The sequence below is a fragment of the Compostibacillus humi genome, from assembly GCF_014637175.1.
GTDB lineage: Bacteria > Bacillota > Bacilli > Bacillales > Amphibacillaceae > Oceanobacillus > Oceanobacillus humi.
This window is the reverse complement of sequence record NZ_BMEV01000020.1, coordinates 1-22,173: the sequence shown is the minus strand read 5'-3', so window position 1 is coordinate 22,173 and position 22,173 is coordinate 1. Positions and strand designations below refer to the sequence as shown.

22 protein-coding genes and 1 pseudogene are annotated in these 22,173 nt (G+C 40.1%); 18 read left to right on the top strand and 5 right to left on the bottom strand.

Annotated features, from left to right (window positions below; genetic code table 11):
* Positions 1-3 precede the first annotated feature (3 nt).
* Positions 4-1,413 (top strand): NADP-dependent phosphogluconate dehydrogenase, encoded by a 1,410-nt coding sequence (gnd, locus tag IEV18_RS06910; protein ID WP_188391658.1) that lies wholly within the window; start codon positions 4-6, stop codon positions 1,411-1,413.
* Between the two features lie 61 nt (positions 1,414-1,474).
* On the opposite strand, the gene IEV18_RS06905 is transcribed toward gnd, so the two are convergent.
* A complete protein-coding gene (locus tag IEV18_RS06905) occupies positions 1,475-2,674 on the bottom strand; it encodes an ROK family protein (protein ID WP_188391657.1) in 1,200 nt (399 codons plus the stop codon).
* A gap of 231 nt (positions 2,675-2,905) precedes the next feature.
* On the opposite strand from IEV18_RS06905, the gene mgsA reads away from it, so the two are divergent.
* The 14 genes and pseudogenes from mgsA to IEV18_RS06840 all read left to right on the top strand — a co-directional run bounded on the left by mgsA (position 2,906) and on the right by IEV18_RS06840 (position 16,728).
* On the top strand, positions 2,906-3,322 hold the full coding sequence (mgsA, locus tag IEV18_RS06900) for a methylglyoxal synthase (protein WP_188391656.1): 417 nt from the start codon (positions 2,906-2,908) through the stop codon (positions 3,320-3,322).
* A 181-nt stretch (positions 3,323-3,503) separates the two neighbouring features.
* Positions 3,504-4,766, top strand: coding sequence for a nickel pincer cofactor-dependent isomerase, group 22 (locus IEV18_RS06895; protein ID WP_188391655.1), 1,263 nt, complete (start codon positions 3,504-3,506; stop codon positions 4,764-4,766).
* A gap of 15 nt (positions 4,767-4,781) precedes the next feature.
* Entirely contained in the window at positions 4,782-5,552 is a 771-nt protein-coding gene (locus IEV18_RS06890; RefSeq protein ID WP_188391654.1) for an SDR family oxidoreductase, read from the top strand.
* 148 nt (positions 5,553-5,700) lie between these two features.
* A complete protein-coding gene (locus tag IEV18_RS06885; protein ID WP_188391653.1) occupies positions 5,701-7,173 on the top strand; it encodes a gluconokinase in 1,473 nt (490 codons plus the stop codon).
* A gap of 167 nt (positions 7,174-7,340) precedes the next feature.
* Positions 7,341-8,351 (top strand): hypothetical protein, encoded by a 1,011-nt coding sequence (locus tag IEV18_RS06880; protein WP_229733576.1) that lies wholly within the window; start codon positions 7,341-7,343, stop codon positions 8,349-8,351.
* An 80-nt stretch (positions 8,352-8,431) separates the two neighbouring features.
* Positions 8,432-8,638: a hypothetical protein gene (locus tag IEV18_RS17235; RefSeq protein ID WP_229733575.1), complete on the top strand. Its 207-nt coding sequence runs from the start codon at positions 8,432-8,434 to the stop codon at positions 8,636-8,638.
* Positions 8,639-8,866: 228 nt separating this feature from the next.
* A pseudogene (locus tag IEV18_RS17565) lies at positions 8,867-9,165 on the top strand (Gfo/Idh/MocA family protein).
* Between the two features lie 44 nt (positions 9,166-9,209).
* Positions 9,210-9,566, top strand: a complete 357-nt coding sequence (locus tag IEV18_RS06870; protein WP_188391651.1) for a Gfo/Idh/MocA family protein — start codon at positions 9,210-9,212, stop codon at positions 9,564-9,566.
* Between the two features lie 549 nt (positions 9,567-10,115).
* On the top strand, positions 10,116-11,174 hold the full coding sequence (locus IEV18_RS06865) for a TRAP transporter substrate-binding protein (protein ID WP_188391650.1): 1,059 nt from the start codon (positions 10,116-10,118) through the stop codon (positions 11,172-11,174).
* Between the two features lie 90 nt (positions 11,175-11,264).
* The gene (locus IEV18_RS06860; protein ID WP_188391649.1) at positions 11,265-11,753 is read left to right on the top strand and encodes a TRAP transporter small permease; all 489 of its coding nucleotides are present in this window, start codon (positions 11,265-11,267) and stop codon (positions 11,751-11,753) included.
* 30 nt (positions 11,754-11,783) lie between these two features.
* A complete protein-coding gene (locus IEV18_RS06855; protein ID WP_188391648.1) occupies positions 11,784-13,079 on the top strand; it encodes a TRAP transporter large permease in 1,296 nt (431 codons plus the stop codon).
* A 48-nt stretch (positions 13,080-13,127) separates the two neighbouring features.
* Positions 13,128-15,542 (top strand): glycoside hydrolase family 31 protein, encoded by a 2,415-nt coding sequence (locus tag IEV18_RS06850; RefSeq protein WP_188391647.1) that lies wholly within the window; start codon positions 13,128-13,130, stop codon positions 15,540-15,542.
* Positions 15,543-15,891: 349 nt separating this feature from the next.
* On the top strand, positions 15,892-16,299 hold the full coding sequence (locus IEV18_RS06845; RefSeq protein ID WP_188391646.1) for a DUF948 domain-containing protein: 408 nt from the start codon (positions 15,892-15,894) through the stop codon (positions 16,297-16,299).
* A 27-nt stretch (positions 16,300-16,326) separates the two neighbouring features.
* Complete coding sequence (locus IEV18_RS06840; RefSeq protein WP_188391645.1) at positions 16,327-16,728, top strand: DUF948 domain-containing protein; 402 nt, start codon at positions 16,327-16,329, stop codon at positions 16,726-16,728.
* Positions 16,729-17,182: 454 nt separating this feature from the next.
* Here IEV18_RS06840 and IEV18_RS06835 read toward each other — a convergent pair whose 3' ends face one another.
* A complete protein-coding gene (locus tag IEV18_RS06835; protein ID WP_188391644.1) occupies positions 17,183-17,581 on the bottom strand; it encodes a DUF948 domain-containing protein in 399 nt (132 codons plus the stop codon).
* Between the two features lie 133 nt (positions 17,582-17,714).
* On the opposite strand from IEV18_RS06835, the gene cwlD reads away from it, so the two are divergent.
* Positions 17,715-18,434: an N-acetylmuramoyl-L-alanine amidase CwlD gene (cwlD, locus tag IEV18_RS06830; protein WP_188391643.1), complete on the top strand. Its 720-nt coding sequence runs from the start codon at positions 17,715-17,717 to the stop codon at positions 18,432-18,434.
* A gap of 79 nt (positions 18,435-18,513) precedes the next feature.
* The gene (salA, locus tag IEV18_RS06825; protein ID WP_188391642.1) at positions 18,514-19,575 is read left to right on the top strand and encodes an iron-sulfur carrier protein/transcriptional regulator SalA; all 1,062 of its coding nucleotides are present in this window, start codon (positions 18,514-18,516) and stop codon (positions 19,573-19,575) included.
* Between the two features lie 98 nt (positions 19,576-19,673).
* Here salA and gerD read toward each other — a convergent pair whose 3' ends face one another.
* Positions 19,674-20,330, bottom strand: a complete 657-nt coding sequence (gene gerD / locus IEV18_RS06820) for a spore germination lipoprotein GerD (RefSeq protein WP_188391641.1) — start codon at positions 20,328-20,330, stop codon at positions 19,674-19,676.
* A gap of 133 nt (positions 20,331-20,463) precedes the next feature.
* On the opposite strand from gerD, the gene IEV18_RS06815 reads away from it, so the two are divergent.
* Entirely contained in the window at positions 20,464-21,102 is a 639-nt protein-coding gene (locus IEV18_RS06815) for a KinB-signaling pathway activation protein (protein ID WP_308421553.1), read from the top strand.
* A gap of 93 nt (positions 21,103-21,195) precedes the next feature.
* On the opposite strand, the gene pdaB is transcribed toward IEV18_RS06815, so the two are convergent.
* Both pdaB and IEV18_RS17230 read right to left on the bottom strand, forming a co-directional pair.
* Entirely contained in the window at positions 21,196-21,954 is a 759-nt protein-coding gene (pdaB, locus tag IEV18_RS06810; protein WP_188391640.1) for a polysaccharide deacetylase family sporulation protein PdaB, read from the bottom strand.
* Positions 21,933-22,173: hypothetical protein (locus tag IEV18_RS17230; protein ID WP_229733574.1), on the bottom strand; the 241-nt coding region annotated here is incomplete at its 5' end. The genes pdaB and IEV18_RS17230, both read right to left, overlap by 22 nt.

Below are 22,173 nucleotides of genomic sequence, written 5' to 3'. Positions count from 1 at the left end.
ACTATGGGAAAACAACAAATTGGTGTAATCGGCTTAGCCGTTATGGGCAAGAACCTTGCCTTGAATATGGAAAGTCGGGGTTATTCGGTAGCCGTATATAACCGTACATATGCAAAAACGGAAGACTTTTTACAAAATGAAGCAAAGGGTAAAGACTTTGTCGGAGCAAAAACGATTGAAGAATTTGTCAATGCTTTAGAAAAGCCGAGAAAAATTATGCTGATGGTGAAAGCCGGCCAGGCAACCGATGCTACCATCGAATCCCTCATGCCGTACTTGGAAAAAGGGGACATTTTAATTGACGGCGGAAATACATTGTACGAAGATACGATGCGCCGCAATCAAAAATTAGATGAATCGGGCATTCATTTTATCGGGACAGGTGTTTCCGGCGGAGAAGAAGGAGCATTAAATGGCCCTTCCTTGATGCCGGGCGGACAAAAGGAAGCGTATGATTTAGTTGCACCTATCTTTGAAGCAATATCTGCCAAAGTGGACGGTGAACCATGTGTAACGTATATCGGACCAAATGGAGCAGGCCATTTCGTAAAAATGGTCCATAACGGGATCGAATATGGCGATATGCAGCTGATTGCAGAAGCATACTTCATTATGAAACACGTCCTTGGCATGGATGCGAAGGAACTCCATGAAGTGTTCAGCGAATGGAATAAAGGTGAACTGGACAGCTACCTGATCGAAATTACAGCAGATATCTTTACAAAAGTCGACGAGGAAACTGGAAAACCACTAGTTGAAGTTATTATGGACAAGGCTGGGCAAAAGGGTACCGGAAAATGGACGAGTAAAAATGCCCTTGATTTAGGGGTTCCACTTCCGTTAATTACAGAGAGTGTTTTCGCCCGCTTTATTTCCAGTCTGAAAGACGAACGGGTGAAAGCAAGTAAAGTATTAAGCGGACCGACGAATGTGAAATACGACGGGGACCGGAAAGAGCTCATTGAAGCGATTCGCAGAGCTTTATACATGAGTAAAATTACTTCCTACGCTCAAGGTTTTGCCCAAATGCGCGCAGCTTCGGATGAATATGGCTGGGATTTAAAATACGGAGATATTGCCATGATTTGGCGCGGCGGATGTATTATTCGGGCTCAATTTTTGCAAAAAATTAAAGAGGCATTTGACCGGGATCCGCAGCTTGCCAATTTAATGCTTGACCCGTATTTTAAAGAAATTGTAGAAAATTATCAGTCTGCATTGCGAAAAGTAGTATCAATTGCAATTGAACATGGAATTGCTGTTCCTACTTTTGCCAGTGCAATTGCCTATTATGACAGTTATCGTTCCGAAGACTTGCCAGCTAATTTAATTCAGGCACAACGGGACTACTTCGGAGCACATACGTACGAAAGAAAAGATAAAGAAGGAACTTTCCATACGGAATGGTTTTAAAATAAATGGAACTCCCTAATATATTGGTGATGAGTCACCTTTACATAGGGGAGTTCTTTTTCTAATAAATATATTCCATTTGTTTTGCTTGGATTAAAGATTCGGGCAGCTCCAAATAAACCTCTTTGATTTCAAAAAATCGTTTAATGCCCATGGCGCATGCGCCGAGGACACAGGATTTGTTTCCGAGTTTTGATAAGACGATTTCCCGATATTGACTGACGCTCGATTTAAGATTGCTTTCGATTTCTTTTATCGCATTTGGATACATCTTCAGCATATCGCTGTTAAGGACAATAATTTCCGGATTATAAATGTTAATAATATTATTTATTCCTATCGTTAAATACATGATAAATTCTTTAAAGTATTCTAGAACGACAGGGTCTTTTTTATCCAATAATTGCCGAACGTCACTATACGTAAGCTGTTCTTTATTCAGCAAGATTTGCAATTCCTTTAACGCAGCCGGTTCAGAAGCATATTTTTCCCAACAGCCATGATTGCCGCAGGAGCAGCTTTTTCCGTTAGGCGAAATAATCATGTGGCCCATTTCACCGGCATAGCCGTCGTAACCTTTATTCAGTTTGCCATCCATTATAATTCCTGCGCCAATTCCCGAAGATAAAATAATATTAAGCAGGTTATTGCTATAATGGTGGACAAATACTTTTTCGGCAAAGGCGGATAAATTAGCGTTATTATCAATATGAATATCGATATCCAGCTGTTTTAGCAGGTCTTCTTTGATTTTCTTTTTATGCCATTTGAATTTTGGTACGAAGTTAATCATTTCATTGTTATTTACCGTTCCATGGATGCCGATTACTACGTTAATTAATCCATAGACACTTTCGGAATATTTCTCCTCGTATTGTTTTATATGTTGTACAAGTATGTCTATAACTTTTTCATAGTTGTCTGTATCTAAGTGGAGATGATGTACTTCAACTGGTTTGCCGGCAATATTTGTTACGGTAAATTGGATTAACGGAAAGTCAAGGTCAATGCCTAAAATATACCCAGCTTTCCCGTTAATGGAAAGGATGATCGGTCTGCGGCCGATGGAATTATGTTCCTGCTGGGTTTCGATAATCAGCTTTTCATTAAGCAAATCTAACACTTGGACGGATACAGTAGCTTTATTTAATCCTGTTTGTTTAGATAATTCTGCCCTGGATATCATTCCATTTTCAATAATTTTTTGCAATAATAGACTGCGGTTAATTTTTTTTATATATGCACCATCACCCGTAACCATGTTGTAACTCCCCCTTTGTTTCGTGCAAACAACTTGGTCTATACCAAATCATTTTGGCAACTAAACAGTTGTAATCGCCTTCATGTAAGGGATTACATTTTGCTTGACACAAAAAATTCACACCGCATTTATAGTAATTATAACAAAAAAAGAGGCTTTTGAAAGAAGTTTCTTATATGATAATTATATACATAATTCCGGTTTAAAATTTCTTACTGAAGGGATGATTCGATGAAAATTGCTTTAATTGCCCACGACAAGAAAAAAGATGATATCGTCAAATTTGCGGAAGCATATAAGTATAGTTTAGAAAAGCACGAACTGTATGCTACAGGAACAACAGGAAAGAGAATATCCGAAAGTACAGGCCTTCCTGTACATCGATTCCAATCCGGTCCGTTGGGGGGAGACCAGCAAATTGGTGCATTAGTTGCAGAAAATAAAATGGATGTTGTAATTTTTTTCCGAGATCCTTTAACGGCCCAGCCCCATGAGCCGGATATTTCAGCACTAATGCGATTGTGCGATGTATATTCCATTCCCCTTGCGACGAATATGGGTACTGCTGAACTGATTATTCACGCGTTGGAGCGGGGAGATCTTCAATGGAGGGAAATTGTCCGCGGGAAAAGCATGAAAGAATCTTAAAAATAAGCTTGCCAACAGCTATTAACTGTTTTTTGACGATATAAAGCTGTAAATGGTATGATAAAATTGATAATTTGTTGGATAAACAAATTAACTAACGATTATGATTATGTATATACTATGTTAATACATAATGCTTCTCCATTTTATGAAAAGGATTTCACGCGAAGGAGGCGATGACGTGAGTATTTTGTATGAGCTGTTAAAAGATATTCCTATTCCAAAAATGGCTAAGGTAAAACAGACCTTTGATGACACAAAATTAGAAGATGTTGTCGGTACGTTACAACACGAACTGCAAAGAGTGAAAGACCTTGTAAAAGAAGGGGATGAAATTGCCGTTGCTGTCGGCAGCCGGGGAATCGACCGTTTGGTGGATGTTACAAAAACAACGGTTTCTTTTCTGAAAGATTTGGGAGCAAAACCTTTTATCGTCCCGAGCATGGGCAGCCATGGCGGAGCAACCGGCCCGGGGCAAAAAGCGGTATTAGAACATCTTGGTGTGACAGAGGAAAGCGTTGGAGCAGAAATCCGTTCCTCCATGGACGTAATAAAAATCGGCGAATTGCCGAATGGGTTGCCTGTTTATATCGATAAGCTCGCTTCTGAGGCCGACGGAATCGTTGTCATTAACCGGGTGAAGCCTCATACAGCCTTTCGCGGCAAAGTAGAAAGCGGCATTATGAAAATGATCAGTATCGGCTTAGGCAAACAAAAGGGCGCGGAAGCATGCCATCAATTAGGATTTAAACATATGGCAGAACATGTCCCAGCCATGGCGAAAATGGCAATTGAAAAAATGCCGATTATTTTCGCGGTGGCAACCGTTGAAAACGCTTTTGATAAAGTGGCAGAATTGAAAGTTCTGCGGGCGAATGAAATTGAAAAAGTAGAGCCAGACTTGCAAGCCCTTGCAAAGAAACTGCTGCCGAAAATATTTGTAGACCAAATTGACGTGTTAGTAATTGATGAAATTGGCAAAAATATAAGCGGAGATGGCATGGATCCGAATATTACCGGCCGGTATCCGACTCCTTATGCCCACGGCGGTCCGGAAGTGACGAAAATGGTTGTACTTGATTTAACACCGGAAACGGAAGGAAATGCAAACGGTGTAGGTACGGCAGATTTTACTACACAGCGGCTTGTGGACAAAATGGACCGGGAAGCAACCTATGCCAACGGACTAACTTCTACCGTTGTCGGACCGACCCATATTTCCACAACGTTGCCTAACGATAAGATGGCAATTCAAGCGGCGATCAAAACCTGTAATATTTTGGACTTTACGAAGGTAAAAATGGTTAGGATTAAAAATACGCTGCAAATTGGCGAAATCGAAGTTTCGGAAAACCTGCTGGACTATGTGAGAGAACATCCAAACTTAGAACAAATTTCTGATTTATATGACCTTCCTTTTGATGAAAAAGGAAATTTACGATAAGAGAGGGGACGAAACATGTCGAATTTATTTGATTTAACTGGTAAAGTCGTTGTCGCTATTGGAGGCAATAGTACATTGGGAGCTTCCATGTCCAAAGGATTGGCTGACCATGGGGCAAAACTTGCAATCGTCGGCCGGAATTTGGAAAAGGCGGAAGCAGTTGCTCAAGAGATTATTGCATCCGGCGGAGAAGCAAAAGCTTTCCAGGCAGACGTAAGCGATTTAGAAACAGTTAAAAAAGCAGCAGAAGAGATTGAAGAATGGGCTGGCGGCTGGGATGTTATCTTAAATGCGCCCGGCAAAAATAGTTCGACCCCATTTTTAGAGCTGGATACGGAAGAATGGGACGACATTATGGATGTTAACTTAAAAGGATTAGTCTTTTCTACGCAAATTTTTGCAAAGAAGATGATTGAGCAAAAGAGAAAAGGAAGTATTATTAATATTTCTTCCGTCTCTTCTACGACACCTTTATCAAGAGTATTTACTTATTCAGCATCGAAAGCGGGAGTGAACAGTGTTACCCAATTTTTGGCAAGGGAATTCGCGCCATATGGAATCCGGGTAAATGCAATAATTCCAGGATTTTTCCCTGCAGAACAAAACAGAAAGATTTTAGACAAGGACCGGATTGATTCGATTATGAAACATACCCCTATGGCACGGTTCGGTGAACCAGAAGAATTGCAGGGGGCGGCCGTATATCTTGCGTCGGATAAAGCTTCCGGATTTGTTACCGGAACTTTCTTAAGGGTTGACGGCGGCTTTGGCAGCATGACAATATAATAGGTGCAGTAAACAAAAAGGTACATATTTTATAATATAATCTTTGTCGAAAGTGTTTGGCTAGTGAATAAGCACCGGTTAAAAGGCTTTAGGGCCATCCCTAAAGCCTTTTTTAAAGAAATGTGCATAAATAAAGGAAGAGGTATTTATGGCAAGAGAACTAGTACTAGGTCTTGACCTTGGAACAACAAGCATAAAAGCAGTTCTATTTGAACCGACGGGAAAACTCATTGCGGAAGCTGAAGAGATGGTAAAGACGAATTATCCCCATCCCGGCTGGGCGGAGCAAGATCCGCGGCAAGTTGAACAGGCAGCGATGAATGCTGTCATTCGGGTTGTGCAGCAGGCAAATGCCGAAGAAGAGGAAATCATTGCAGCGGGATTTTCTGCTGCGATGCATTCGCTTATTTGCCTTAATGAACAGGTGGAGCCGATTTCCCCGATGATTATTTGGGCCGACGGCAGAAGCAGCAAACAAGCAGAGCATTTAATGAATACAAATGGATTGGATATATTTCAGCGTACAGGAACACCCATTCATCCGATGACCCCTTTCTTAAAACTGTGCTGGATGAAGGATACCGGTTACAAAGCTTACAAAGAAGCCCGATATTTTATGTCCATGAAAGAATATTTAATCTACCGCTGGTTCGGAAAGCGCTGGATTGATTATTCCATGGCAGCGGCAACTGGTCTGTTTGACGTGAAAAAATTGCAATGGGACGAGGAAGCATTGCAAATCGCTGGTGTGAAGGAGGAACAATTATCCGAAATCGTGCCTCCGACAACCATTTTGTCAAACATGGATAAAGAAACGGCAACAAAATTAGGATTATCTACAGCGATGCCTTTTGTTATTGGAGCAGCAGACGGGCAGCTTGCGAATTTGGGCAGCGGTGCTATCGCGCCTTTAGAAGCCAATATTTCCGTCGGCACGAGCGGTGCAATACGCCAATTTGTTCAAGGAGCACCAGTGAATGAGAAGATGGAAACCTTCACCTATCCTTTTACTGCGGAAACGTCCATAATCGGCGGACCGACAAACAATGGCGGAATCGTTTTGCAATGGCTGAAAGAGACAGTCGAATTTAAAGGAACCCATGAGGAATTTTTAGCCGGGGCTGAAAATGTTTCCATTGGCTCTGAAGGAATTATTTTCCTCCCTTACATTAACGGAGAGCGGGCTCCCCTGTGGAATGAGCAGGCAAAAGGGAATTTCTTCGGCCTAAGGGTCGGTCACCGGAAAGAACATCTAACTCGTGCTGTGCTTGAAGGCATTGCCTTTAATATATATCAAATTAGCGAATCATTGGAGAGAGTTGCCGGTGCACCGAAAAAAATAAGTGTAAATGGTGGATTATCCAAGTCGAACTTATGGGTGCAAATCATGGCGGATGTTTTTGGCAAAAATATTCACGTATCAAATACTCATCATAATGCAGCTTGGGGTGCAGCATGGACGGCTTTAGTCGGTACTGGCCGGGCAAAAGCTTTCGAGGACATTCGCCAAAGCTTGCCGCCGGAGATAGTTGTAAAACCGAATATGGAAAAACATCAAAAGTATCAAGAAATTTACTCCAAATATGAAGAACTTGCTTTGAATTTATCTCAGTATTTTTGACAAAAACCTGCTTAGCTGTCTAGAACAATTGCTAGACAGCTCATTTATTTATTCCGGGAAATCTGATGAAAGATCATTCAGGTGCAGTTGTTTGCTTCTGTACTCCACGCTGATAGATAATTATAGACAGGGCAATCTTTATGACTACAATCTTGAGGGAGACACAAATGCGTACTCATCCAATCTTTCAGCATTTATTTATCTTTTATTCATTTGTTTTTCTATTGAATATGTTGAACGTATTTTTTCAGAATGAGAATTTAAACCATTTTATCGGAATCTTGGCTATTCTTATGCTGGCGGTTTCTTTTGTCGGCGCCTCCAGGCTGTTTCGCATTTTGGGAACTGTTTTTATTGGAGTCGGAGCAGCCGTATTTGCTGCAACAGGCCAATATTTTGCCGACATCCCGGCAATGTTCGCTTCGAATTTGCCACTCTTGACACTATTTGCTATGCTGCCATGGATGAATAGTGTGGTAAAAAGCGGAAGGTTCGACCGAATTTTAAATAATGTACTGCGTGCAAAAGTAAAGGATTTAGGGCAATTATACCCCCGAAGCTTAATCACTACGGTAACACTAGGAGCATTTTTAAATTTATCGGCAGTTATCATTGCGCAAGAAGTGTTGCAGGAGAACTTAAAGTCTGTCCGCCAAAAGGTAAGGAATTCGTTTATTAGCACCGCTACACTTAGGGGGTACGTTTTAGCGTTGATTTGGAGCCCGTTAGAAATTTTACTTGCTACGGCAATTTTTGTGACCGGTGTTGATTATGTTTCATTGCTTCCGTGGTTATTAATCATTGCTGTCATCACATTTGTATTGGATTCCTTATGGGGAAGAGTATTTTATAAGAAACATCATTATGAGCAAGAGCAAGTGAAAATTAACTATAAAAAAGTTGGCAAAAAATTAATCCATCTTTTAATTTCTTTAGTGCTATTCCTCGCTTTGGTTATTTTAATCGGCAATGCTTTTAATCTGGATTTTATTTTTACAGTAACTGTTCTAATCTTTCCATTTGCTTTTATTTGGGCAATTCTGCTGAAACGTTGGCGCAGTTTTTGGATTATCGGCTGGGCAACGTGGAAGGAAAAAACAAACTCCATGCAAAATTTTGCGGTATTATTTACTTCACTCGCTTTTTTGCTAATAGTATTGATGGAACAAACGTATTAGATTTCATACAGCAGCCGATAATTGCTTTTTCGGATTACCCGCTGATCATCTTTTTCTTTATTCAGCTCGTTTTTATCTTTATGAGCTTATTTGGGGTTCATCCGATAGCCACCATTGGAGTGTTAACAGGAGTTGTCAATCTGCTGTTAGAAACATTCAACCCGGTTAGTTTAGCTATCGTCATTGTCACTGGGGCAATTTCGACATTACCCGTTGGCTCATATGGATTAGTGGTGCAATTAACATCCATGAATACGGGTCAAATCCATATCGGATTACATGGCTGAACTTGTCTTTTGCCCTTATCTATGGAGGGATTGGCACCCTTGTTGCCTATGTGCTTTTATAAAAGGAGGAAAATAATGAAAAAGGTACGCTGGTGAGTATTAAGCACAGCAAAAATTGCTCAAAACGAACTGATTCCTGCATTTCAACGTGCAGCAAATGCCGAAGTTGCTGCAATCGCAATAGACAGTGATATCAATAAAGCGAAAGAAATTGGATAGCGATTTCAAATTGCTAAAATCTATGACAGCTATGAGCGTTTATTGGATGATCCTGAAATTGATGCAGTCTACATCCCGTTGCCAAATCACCTTCATAAAACATGGGTTATGAAAGCAGCAAGAGCAAAAAGCATATTTTATGTGAAAAACCAGCTGCTCTAAATGCACAAGAAGTATTAGAGATGAAACAAGTTTGTGAAAAAGAAAAGGTACTTTTTATGGAAGGATTTATGTATTTTTTTCACCCGCAGCAGAAATGGGTAAAGCAAATCATTGCTTCGGGGGGTTTGGGAAATAACTTTTATTAGTGCAGCTTTCTCCTTTCCTTTGGCTCAAAGGGAAAACAATAAAGATGAGCAAAGAAAAGGGCGGAGGGTGTTTATACGATGTTGGCTGCTATGGGATACATTCCATCCGCAATATTTTGGGCATGGAACCAAAATCAGTGTATATTCATGCAATACTGGATGAATCCTATGGAGTGGATACGGATGTTGTCGGCTATTTATCATTTCCGCAAAATGTTCGGGCTGTATTTGATGCGAGTTTTAACATGGCAAAAAGAGCAGAATATGAAGTTGCCGGGACGATAGGAAGAATCCTGGTACCAAGAGCATTCCTTCCAGACTGGTATGGCGGGGATAAAGAAATAATTGTAGAAAAGGAAGGAGAAAAGAAGATAACTTATGTACAGGGGGGATCAGTATAGGGAAGAAGTAGAATACTTTTCTCAGACAATTTTAGATGGAATTTCTCTTTCCGATCTGAAGCATACCTTTGCAAACTCCATTGGAGATATGCATGTAATTGATGCGTGTTTTCACTCACTTCTATCAGACAAAAGGGTATCTATTTAGTAAATGTTACAACCCCTGCAGTAACACCTATAGCTCAAATTCAAATGGGGTCTGCAGGTGTTGGGCAGAGAAGTGCTTGATTAATAAAGCGCTTGCAATTATAATAAAAACAGTTAGTTTGTTTGATGAACAAATAATATTTTACAGAATAGTAAGAAAATGCTAAGGTGCGACCTTTAATTGTTGTGAAAACACGTAATTATTTGACACATGGAAGAATACATTTTTTTACCCCGTATGGAAAGGGGTTACAAGTTCGAATAGTATGTATTTTTAGGGGGGTGATGCAGACATCACGAAGCAGTGCTCAAAGAAATTCATTGAAGCTTAGGATGGTTGGAAGCTTCACCGATTATTAGAACTTCTATCAGTAACAATTATTTGTTGGGGGGAAAAATATTATGAAGCTGAAAAAATTATTTACAGTTGGAATTGCTATTTTACTATTAGTGCTTTTATTAGCAGCCTGTGGAGGCAATTCGGAAGATACAAATGATGCATCCGGAGAAGGAGAAAGCAGCGGAGACGAAGCAAATACGGAAGAATCTGTAAGTTTTCGTCTAGCGCATAATCAGCCTGAAAACCACCCTATTCATTTATCTCTTGAAGAATTTACAAATCTTGCAACCGAAAAGTCTGATGGCAACATAGAAATCCAAATCCATCCAAACGGTCAGCTTGGTGCTGAAAGAGAAGTTATTGAATCTGTAAAAGCTGGTACATTGGAAATGGCAAAAGTTAGTGCTGGTGCACTAGAAGCATTTGAAGAAAGCTATAAAATATTCTCTTTACCATACTTATTCGAAAGTGAAGAACACTATTATGACGTAATGGACAACAGTGAAACGGTTAAAGAAATCTATAATTCCACTGAAGATGATGGGTTTATCGCTATCGGCTGGTACACTTCTGGTCAGCGAAGCATTTACACAGTTGATCAAAAAGTAGAAACTCCAGATGATATGAAAGGACTTAAAATTCGTGTTCAAGAAAGTCCAACATCTATTGCTATGATTGAAGCAATGGGCGGTTCTCCAACTCCAATGGCTTTTGGTGACGTGTATACGTCCCTGCAGTCCGGAATTTTAGATGGTGCAGAAAATAACGAAAACGCGCTGACACAGAACAATCACGGTGAAGTAGCGAAAGCATATTCCTATACCGAGCACCAATTTGTACCAGATATTCTAATTATTAATTCAAATACTTGGAATGGTCTATCCGATGAACTTAAACAAGCATTAATAGATGCAGCTGAGGAATCAAAAGAAAGCCATAAAGACCGCTGGGCAGAATCAATTGAAGAAGCTAAAGCGGCCGCTGAAGAAATGGGTGTAGAATTCTTCGAGGTGGATAAGCAAGCGTTTATTGATGCTGCAGCTCCTCTACATGACGAGTTCGTTTCTGAAAGCGATACAAATGCTAAATACTTTGAAGATATTAAAAGCTTTGCACAGTAACATTGACTCTTAATTTTCCGGCTCTCACTGGTTTTAATTACAAAAAATCAGTGAGAGCCATCCATTCTTTATGAAAGTGAGGTTTTACACTTGAAAAAGATTTTGGATAGGATTATGGAGTATCTTACCGCAACCTTGATGGCAGTTATGGTAATCGTTGCCTCCTGGCAAGTATTCACCCGATTTGTCCTCGATGACCCCAGTACCATATCGGAAGAAATGCTGCGATACTCACTCATTTGGTTAACGATGGTAGGATCGGCTCTAGCCTATAGCAAGAAAAAACATGTTGCCATCGTATTCGTTACCCGTAAATTTTCTGGAAAAATGTATTATGTGGTGAACATAGCGGTTGAAATTATCGTTATTCTATTTTCGGTATTTATCTTATTGTTCGGCGGTATCAATGCCCTGCAAAATGCGGTAGGACAAGTCTCTTCCGCTATGCAGATGCCGATGGAATATTTATATTTGAGTCTTTCGGTGGGAGGAATTTTATTCATTCTTTATGCGATATTCCACATTATTGATCATGTGAAAAGCATGAGGAATGAAATGGGTGCCGAAACCGGCAATTAATAAAGCAAATGATTGAAGGGAGTGTGTCTGATGGCATTACAGGCCGGTCTGATACTATTAATCGTTTTTGCACTATTATTGATTTTAAGTGTCCCGATTTCTATCAGTATTGTAATATCGTCACTGGTAACGATATTGATATATTTACCATATGATATATCTATTTTTACTGCAGCCCAAAAGCTTGTCACAGGATTAGACAGTTTTTCATTGCTGGCAGTTCCGTTTTTTATTTTGTCGGGAATGTTAATGAATAACGGGGGAATTGCTGAAAGACTGATTAATTTTGCGAAAGTGCTCGTCGGAAGAGTCCCGGGGTCATTGGCCCATACAAATATTTTGGCAAGTACTATGTTCGGTTCGCTTTCGGGTTCATCTGTAGCATCTGCCGCTGCCATGGGACAGGTTATGTTACCGGTAATGGAGAAAGAGGGGTATGATCCTAAATTTAGTGCAGCGGTCAACATCGCGTCTTCTCCAACGGGGCTAATTATTCCGCCAACAGGTGCTCTGATTTTGTATTCGCTTGTAAGCGGGGGTACATCCATCGCTGCACTATTTATTGCTGGTTATATACCAGGAATATTGTGGGCATTAGCCTGTTCGTTAGTGGCATATATTGTAGCAAAGCGCCGCAGTTATCCTGTTTCCGAAAGATTAACATTTAAAATGGCAATGAAGACGATTGTCGAAGCGATCCCATCTTTGTTAATGATTGTGATTGTTATTGGAGGAATTATTGTTGGGGTATTTACAGCTACAGAAGCATCAGCAATTGCCGTCGTTTATTCACTTGTTTTATCTTTGATTTATAAAACAGTTAAGTTAAGAGATCTGCCAAAGATTCTAATGGAATCCGTTGAACTTACGACGGTCATTATGTTGCTCGTTGCTGGTTCGGCAGTAATGTCCTGGATTATGTCATTTACTGGCATCCCGCAGGCAATAAGCAACCTTATTGTCGGAATTACAGACAGCCCAATCCTAATTTTGTTAATTATCAATGTAATCTTGCTGATCATTGGCTGTTTTATGGATATTACTCCTGCAATTCTCATCTTCACACCTATCTTTCTTCCGATTGTAACAAGTTTTGGAATGGATCCAATTCATTTCGGTATTATGCTTGTTATGAACTTAAGTGTTGGAAATATTACACCGCCTGTAGGTAGCTCTCTTTTTGCGGGAGTCAGTGTTGCCAAGCTCGATTTAGAAGATGTAATAAAACCGATGATACCTTTTTATGTAGCGATTATCGTTACCCTGCTGCTAGTAACTTATGTTCCGGAATTAAGTCTGTTTCTGCCAAGATTATTGGGTTACTAGAGAACGAATGTTTTGCATCATCATTGAGGGAAGGACGGTTGAATCTTTATGTCAATTATGGACAGCTATCAATTTAATCTATTAACTGAGGAAAATAACGTGATTTCCTTCCAATTGGAAGACAGTTCCTTTATGGCTAGAATTTTTATTTTAGAGGAAGACATTATTAGAGTGCTCCTAACACCAAGCAGCGAACCGGAAGTAAAGCAAACTTGGGCTGTTGCTCCAGGAATGGACGATGTTCCTATGGAAGGACGCAACCGACTCGACATTTCTCCATTTACCCTTCCTGCTTATTCATCGAAAATAGAAAACAATTACTTTATCGTTGAAACGTCGAGACTGAAACTTGCTGTGAATTTGGATGGCTTTAAAATTACTTGGTATGCGAAAGATGAATCCGGAAAATACCAGCAAATTGCATCAGACAGAAAGACGCAGGCGTACAATTTTGACGGCGCCCTTGGAGAAGGAGTTTTTCATTATTTAGAAAGGAATTTGGACGAGCAATATTTTGGGCTTGGAGAAAAGAGCGGGGAAGTTGACCGCCATGGCGAACGTTATCGGATGGTAAGCGTCGATCCGATGGGTTATGACGCTCAAAGTACTGATCCCTTATATAAACATATTCCATTTTACATTACGAGAAACAGAAACAGCGGAATCTCCTTCGGTATCTTTTACGACAATATGGCTCAAAGTATTTTTGATATGGGGAAAGAATTAGATAACTACCACGGTTTTTACCGTTATTTTCAGTCTGAGTCGGGGGACTTGGATTACTATATCATCCTTGGACCGACCGTAAAAGACACAGTCGAAAAGTACTCCTGGCTAACCGGTAAAACCATTTTTCAGCCAAAATGGAGCCTTGGTTATTCTGGTTCTACAATGACTTATACGGACGCTCCAGATGCCCAGAATCAATTGCAAAACTTCCTGAAAAAATGCCAGGAATATGATATTATTTGTGACTCCTTTCAGCTGTCATCTGGATATACGTCCATCAATGATAAGCGGTATGTATTTAATTGGAACCGGGATAAGTTTCCTAATCCAAAGCAGTTTACCGATGATTTCCATGAAAAAGGGGTTAAGCTTTGTGCGAACATAAAACCTGCCTTGCTGAAAGATCATCCGATGTTTGATGAACTGAAAGATGCTGGTATGTTTATCAAAAATGATAAAGATGAAACGGTGATGGCGCAGTTTTGGGACGGAACAGGAGCATATTTGGATTTTACCAATGAAGAGACAGTTCAATGGTGGAAGGATAAAGTAAAAGAACAGCTATTAGAATTTGGCATTGATTCTACTTGGAATGACAACAATGAATTTGAAATTTGGACTAAGAATGCTTATTGTAATGGATTTGGAGAAAAAATAAATTTCGAGGAATTAAGGGCAGTCCAGCCGCTGTTGATGATGAAGGCTTCCTATGAAGCTCAAAAAGAATATAATCCTGACATTCGCCCTTATTTGATTTCAAGATCCGGTATGCCGGGCATGCAGCGTTACGTACAAACTTGGTCAGGAGATAATTATACAAGCTGGAAGACGATTAAGTACAATATTAAGATGGGAATAGGCTTAAGCTTATCCGGCATATACAATATCGGTCACGATGTCGGAGGTTTTGCCGGTCCAGCTCCAGAACCGGAATTGTTTGTCCGCTGGGTTCAGAACGGCATTTTTTATCCGCGTTTTACGATTCATTCTTGGAATACGGATAAAACGGTTAACGTACCTTGGATGTACGAGGAGACAGCAGATATTGTGCGGGATCTGATTAAATTCAGACACCGGATTTTACCATATATTTATACTGCATTGTACCAGGCGCATAAACATTACGAGCCAATTATCCGGCCGACATTCTATGATTTTGAAAATGATGAAAACACCTTTAAAGAAAACGATGACTTTATACTGGGAGATTCCATGCTAGTTGCTTCCGTAGTGGAGAAGGGAGAAAGAGAACGGACTGTCTATCTGCCAAAATTTGAAGCCGGCTGGTTTGATTTCCATACTGGTCAGTGGTATGAAGGCGGACAAACGGTGACGATTCCTGCTCCATTAAATTACAATCCGCTGCTGGTTAAGGCAGGAAGCATTATTCCGATTAATGACTATGAAGCAACCTTTGAAACAAAGGAAAAAGATGAGCGGGGCTTTTTATTGTTCCCAGCTAAAGGAAAAGAACAATCCGCATATCAGCTTTATGAAGATGACGGTATTTCTGCCAATTACGAGGAAAACCATAGCATTGTAGCGGTGAAAATGAATAGTTCAGATGAGCAAATCCAGCTAAACGTGACCGTGGACGGAAACTATGAATTACCATATACAACGGTTCGTTTCTACTTGCCGGAAAGTGAACAAAGAACAGTCACTGTTAATGGTAAAGCCGTTGAGAAAAAAAATGATTATTATGAAGTAGCGCTGTCAGACATCGGTGTTTAGGTTCATTTCTTGACATATCTATAACGGAGGACAGCTGCGGCACCCTGAAAGTTATTGGCTTTTAGGGTGCTTCATTATGTGTGGCGATGATGGCTATCTTTCGGCTATCAATAAAATATAATTTGCCAAACGCGTTCTTTGCCGAAGTTTAACTAGCTGAATGAGCTTTAGCAAAACTTTATTTGTAGATATGAAAGGAATATGGACGCTGCAGCTGTATAAGCAGTCTAATAAATTTCCCTCCTTTTGTTTCCTCTATGTTAAGATATTGCTAACAATTATTAGGTGTTATTATCCGTTTTAAATATGAACTAAAATGGTATAATACTCTTAAAGGAGGGGTGGGAATTTGGAAGCCGTATCGCTCGGTATCTTGTTGTGTTCCATTGCATTTGCTATTGTCGTGATATATCTCTCGTTTATGTTAAAAAGGGTGGCCGATGTAACAAGAACTTTAGGTACATCGGTTAAGTTTGCGGAACAGCAAATCCTGGAAGTGTTGCCTGAACTTCATCAGACACTGAGGGAAACAAGGGTTACCGTAGATGAATTGGAGAAACATGTACATACAGCGGATCAATTAGTCGATACAGTACATAATGCTGGAAAGTCTATGCAGCATCTGAACGAAGCGTATAGTCAATATAGACAATCTGTATCGGAAGAATCCTTTCAGAACCAGATTAAATCGGTCATCGAAGGCATCAAATGGGGAGAAGCTGTAAATCAGGTTGTAACGAAAAAACAATCAAATTAAAGGTACTATTGGAAGAGAGGGATTTCAATGACGTTGGTTGGAATTGGTGTAATTATCATTGGGGTGGCATTATTGATTATGGCAATCTTCCTTGGACATACGCTGAATCAATTTGCAAACGTTTTACAGGGTGTGGATAAAACTGTTCAAAAATTGCCTGAACAAATCGATGATATGATTAAACAGACAACACAGATGATTCACGAAGGAAATGAAACATTAGCTGATGTAAACGACAAATTAAAGCAACTGAGTCCGTTATTTTACGCTGTTGGAGATGTCGGTAAAATTACCAACACCCTTACTTCCTCCCTGGTGCAGGTAACAGATACGATCAAGACAAAGGCTTCAGTTACGGGAGAAAAAGGCGGAGGATTATTTAGTACCTTTGCGATGGCGTACTACTGGTTTAAAAAAGGGAAGAAGTGAATATCATTAAAAGAAAAAATGTCTCTTGAACAGGAGACATTTTTTTGCCTAATTTTTGGCAAGGTCATGGCAGAAATTGATTGGGAAATCGTGAAAAAGAGGAAAATTTGAATAGGAGGCGCCGTTATATTAAATAAGGAAAAACTGCTGTAAATAGGGGGCGGGGAATTCTGGATAAAGGATCGCGATAAGTGAAAAACAACAGAGTTACCGTCACGGCAACTAGAATCTTTCTTGTTGCGGGCTTTATAATACCGATATTATTTGAACGGATTCTTTCATAAAGCAAGCTACTTGGTGGCGGAGTGATCCCTGTTTAATTTCTATTATTATATCGCTATTTACAGGAGAACAGCAGGAACTGAAATAGGAGTCTTAATGAGGATTGTTTTTGTTAATGCTATGATTTATAAGAGGGTTAGTAGAAAAAGCAGGGCAAGCAGGGGGATCCCTCCTACTTGCATTTTTTATTATTAAATAATAGTAAGAGAACCGCTACAATACCAAGCAGTCCTTTTGTGTTTTTTACTGCGTTTTGAAAAAAAGGTGTTTTTGTTATTGACCCCGCTTTTTGAGTCAATGAGTTTGCAGTTCTGCCAAATTTCCCCACTATATGAAAAACCGGCTGTAAGTCATTTAATTTCCCTTTAACGTCATGCAGGACATCAACGCCAGTTTCCATGGCGGCCGTTGTCTGTGAAGTAATTTCATTTACGGTTTTTGGCAATTCATCGGTCGTTTGTTTTAAGCTGCCAAGAACGTCGGACAATCGTTTCAATGGTTTAATAGCAACAACGGATATGATAAGCAAAGCAAGCCCGATAATACATAATCCTATACCTAGCCAAATCATGTTCAAGCCCCCTTCTGTTGACTCTAATGTTAGTATACATTTCCATAATCAATAGCATACCATAATTTGCTCCATGTCATAAACTTCAAACTTGTCCCATACAATAGTGAGAGAAAATAAAGAGGGTGAGACGATGAGCAGATTAGTCAAAATTGCATTATGGATGTTTGGGTTGATGTTATTAATATTTTTAATTCGAATGCCTATTCAAGTTAACGAAGAACAATTTGTAATGGGCTTTTCCCTTCCCCTTAGCGGCAAAGTCATCGTTGTGGACCCGGGCCATGGCGGACCAGACGGAGGAGCGGTTGGCGCGGACGGAACGCTGGAGAAGGATATTGCCCTTAATGTATCCTTTAAGCTGCGGGATTTTTTGCAGCAAGCTGGAGCAGAGGTATACATGACAAGGGAAACAGACAGGGATCTCGCCCAGGAAGGAACGAAAGGATTGTCCCGAAGAAAGTCTGAAGATATACGCCAGCGATTAGCGATTATTGAAATGAAAAACCCCGACCTATTTGTAAGTATTCATCTGAATGCACTTTCTTCCACGCGATGGCGCGGGGCCCAAACTTTCTATTATCCAAGCAGGGAAGAGAATAAACATTTGGCCAGACTGATTCAGGAAGAGATTATTCGCAATTTGGAGAATACAAATCGGGAAGCTCTATCGATAGACGGGGTTTATTTGCTAAAACAAGTAAAAAGCCCTGGAGCATTGGTGGAAATCGGTTTTTTATCCAATGCGGAGGAACGGGAATTGCTGAAACAGGAGATTTACCAGGAAAAAATGGCTGCAAGTATTTACGAAGGTATTTTACGCTTTTTTACAGAGGAACTTCCTGAAGAGTGAGAGCCTCATCACATTAATTTGTCCCTGTTTATGTTATACTAACAATTGTTATAGTATATTCAAGGGATGGTGGCGAAAAATGTTTCTGACAAAAGAAGAGGTCATTGAGTTATTAAATCCTGTAAAGGATCCATTTTTATACATAACATTTGAAGAGGCCGGAGCAATTAAGGAAGTTTCGATTAAAGAGGATAAGAAACATGTCAGTGTGAAACTTGCAATCGCCAAGTTAAATACAGGAGAACAAATGCAGCTGCAGCAGGAAGTTGTAGGCATTTTAAAGCGGGCAGGGGCAAATACGGTAGGACTCCGATTTGAAAAGCTGCCGGATGAAGTCATTCGGAAATACCAGCCTGTAGCTGATAAGAAAAAGGAGCAGTCGTTAATTGGCGGCAGCGGAAACACAAAATTCATAGCGGTTGCCAGCGGTAAGGGCGGCGTTGGAAAATCTACCGTTACCGTAAACCTTGCTGTCTCTTTAATGCGTCTTGGCAAGAAAGTAGGCATTATTGATGCGGATATTTATGGCTTTAGTGTCCCAGATATGATGGGGATTGAAAACCGCCCGGTCGTAAGAGGGAAGAAAATTTTGCCGGTGGAGCGATTTGGGGTAAAAGTCATTTCTATGGGATTTTTCGTGGAAGATAATTCCCCGATTATCTGGCGCGGACCAATGCTCGGAAAAATGCTGAACAGCTTTTTTACAGAAGTAGAATGGGGCGACTTAGACTACTTGTTGCTTGATTTGCCGCCAGGAACCGGAGATATTGCCATGGATGTCCATGAACTGCTGCCGACATGCAAAGAAATCATCGTTACCACTCCGCATCCTTCAGCGGCTTTTGTTGCTGCCCGTGCAGGACAAATGGCATTGAAGACGAATCATGAAATTCTTGGTGTGATTGAAAATATGTCTTATTTCGTCAGTGAAAAAACCGGAGAAAAGGAATATGTTTTTGGACAAGGCGGCGGCAAGAAGTTAGCAGAAGTGCTTAATACAAAAGTGCTTGGACAATTACGGCTCCAGCAGCCATATATGGAAGAAGATATTTTTGCCCCAGGGGTGTATCAAGAAGATCATCCGAATGGGAAGGAATATCATAAGATCGCTGCCAAGATTATTGCCAAATTAGAAGAATAACGGAATGAAAAAGTGCTTAGAAGGAATGAAAAAATCCTTTTAAGTACTTTTTTTAGCAGGAAAAGATGTTTGCTGCAAAATAAAGGAGGCAGGGAATTTTATTCTCCGCTTCCGCCGCCTCTCGTGCCACTTCCCCCTCTGCCGCCGCTTTCCTGTCCGCCTCCGCCAGGGGAATCGCCTTGGCCTTTGCTGCTTTGTTCCCCTTTTGCTTGTTCTTCAGCAGCTTTTAGAAGGATATCCTGCATCTTTGCTTGGAAGGTAGGCGTTTCTAACGTTTGTTGAATCGTTTCCTCAAGGTGGGCACGGAACTGTTGTCCCTTTAGTACGGAAAGAATTTGATCTGTGACCTCCGGATTCTGCATCAGCTCCAGCATTTTTTTCTGATATTCCGAGTCATTCATCAGTTTCTTTTGCAAATCCATTTGGCTTTCTTCCATGGATTTAGCAAATCCTTCCGCAAACTTCGGGTCTTCAAACAGTTTCTTCCACATTTCTTTTCCCTTATCTGAAACAAGGGTTTCGTTAATGGATTGCTGAACGACATCAGAATTTATTACTAATTCCTGTTTTAGTTTTTCATCGGATAAAATTTCCGTCAATGCTTTCTTTCCATCTTCTGTCTGCAATATATCTACAACCATGCTTTTTGTCTTTTCATAATCTGCATCATTGCCGGAGGAATTTGTTCCTCCGCCGCAGCTCGAAAGAACGAATAGGCAAAAACCTATAATCACAAGAGCGTTATATCGGTACATAAGGAATCCTCCTTCCTATATGCTTAATATGAGTGACAAAATTGGAAACTATACATATTCAGAAGGGAAAAGTGGATTCCTTTATGTTAAAATATCCATTGATACCATTTGCCTAAATTAGGAGGACGTTACGTTGAAAACAAGGAATCTTGTACATTTTCTCGGCATGACTTTTCTTATTGGCGGAATTGCCGGATTATTAATCAGCTTTTTTATACATGCAGAATTATATATGGAGCATTTAAATCCGTTTAATTTTATGGAGCTTGTAGGGCTTATCATATTTGATGCAGGTCTAGGTTTCACTTTTAGCGTGTTAAGCATGACTGGCTTCTTTGCCTATTTATTTATCCACCGTTATGGCATTAGTCTGTTTCGTTCCTTTTGGCCGACGGTACAGATATTATTAATTGCCTTTGTACTTTTTGATTTGGTGTATTTCCCTTACCAGTCCACCAAAGGAGAAGTTTCCCTGTTTTATTATATTGCCATAGCTTTTGGTCTTCTCGTCTATAGCTGGATTATCGCCAAAATCAAAGCAAAGGAAACAAATAATAAGGCATTTATCCCCGCTTTATTCTTTATGGTTGTAATAACAACGGTCGAATGGGTTCCTGGATTGCAGGCGGAAGGAACGGATTATGTTTGGTTAATGATTGTACCGCTGCTTGCATGCAATACGTACCAATTATTGAAATTGCATCGGATAACTGAGGCAAATGCTGCGTCTTCGGAGAATAAGGGAACGAAGATGAAGCCGAAAAAAGCATAAAATTCCATTTCATAATGGAATTGGTTAAGGATTATCAGTCAAATATAAAAGGCAAGCAGAATTTTCTGCCTGCCTTTTATTATATTCGTACATTCATTCCACTAGCTTTGATTCAGCATTAGCCTGATTAATCAGTTCTGTAATGCTTACAAAGTGATATCCTTTATTTTTAAGCGCCGGAAGGATAGTCGATAAAGCATCTGCAGTTTGTTTTACAGAATCAGAGGCATGCAATAGAATGATGTCTCCATTATCCGTCTCCTTTATTACTTTATCAATAATAGTTTGAGTACCAGGGTTCTCCCAATCGTTTGGATTGACGTTCCAATGAATGACTTGAAATCCAAGCCCTTCTGTCAGTTCTAATATTTCTTTATTAAACTGTCCGCTCGGAGGCCTTACCAGGTGTATGTCTTCATAACCCAATTTGCGGAAAATTTCCTTTGCATACAGCAAATCTTTTCTGACCTGGTCTTTTTCTTGTTTTAAATAACTTTTATAACGGTAGCCCAGCATACCGATTTCATGATTTCCTTCAGAAATTTTTTCGACAATCGCCGGATGGCGCTCCGCCCATTCCCCGCTTAAAAAAAAGGTAGCTTGTACTTGGTGTTCCTTTAATTGATCCAGAATATCATGGACCTTTTCTTCCCCCCAGCTTATATTGAATGTAAGGGCAATATTCGGTTGCTCTTTATTTCCTCTCGATATTGCCGCCGGAGCTTCTTTGCCAAATACGGAAAGAAAATTATTGTTTCCAATCCAGAGGAAAAGCGCTGTAGCGAAAGCCAATATTATGACGATTCCCCAACGTAATGCATTGCGTATTTTTATGACATAGAAATGATCCATTCCTTTACTCCCCTTGCTTTAAAGGTTTTACTAAAGCATATGAACCAAATTTTAAAATATGAACAAGCTATGCGGCGGGAGCGAGTGAAAATATTTTTTAATATTACTTTAAGTTTACCCAAAAATAAAGCTTGACTTTGAAACAAAAACAGGCATCCGAAAATTTGGTGCAAAAGAGCACTTTTGATGCCTGTTTTTCTCTCTATGGATCCAAAATGG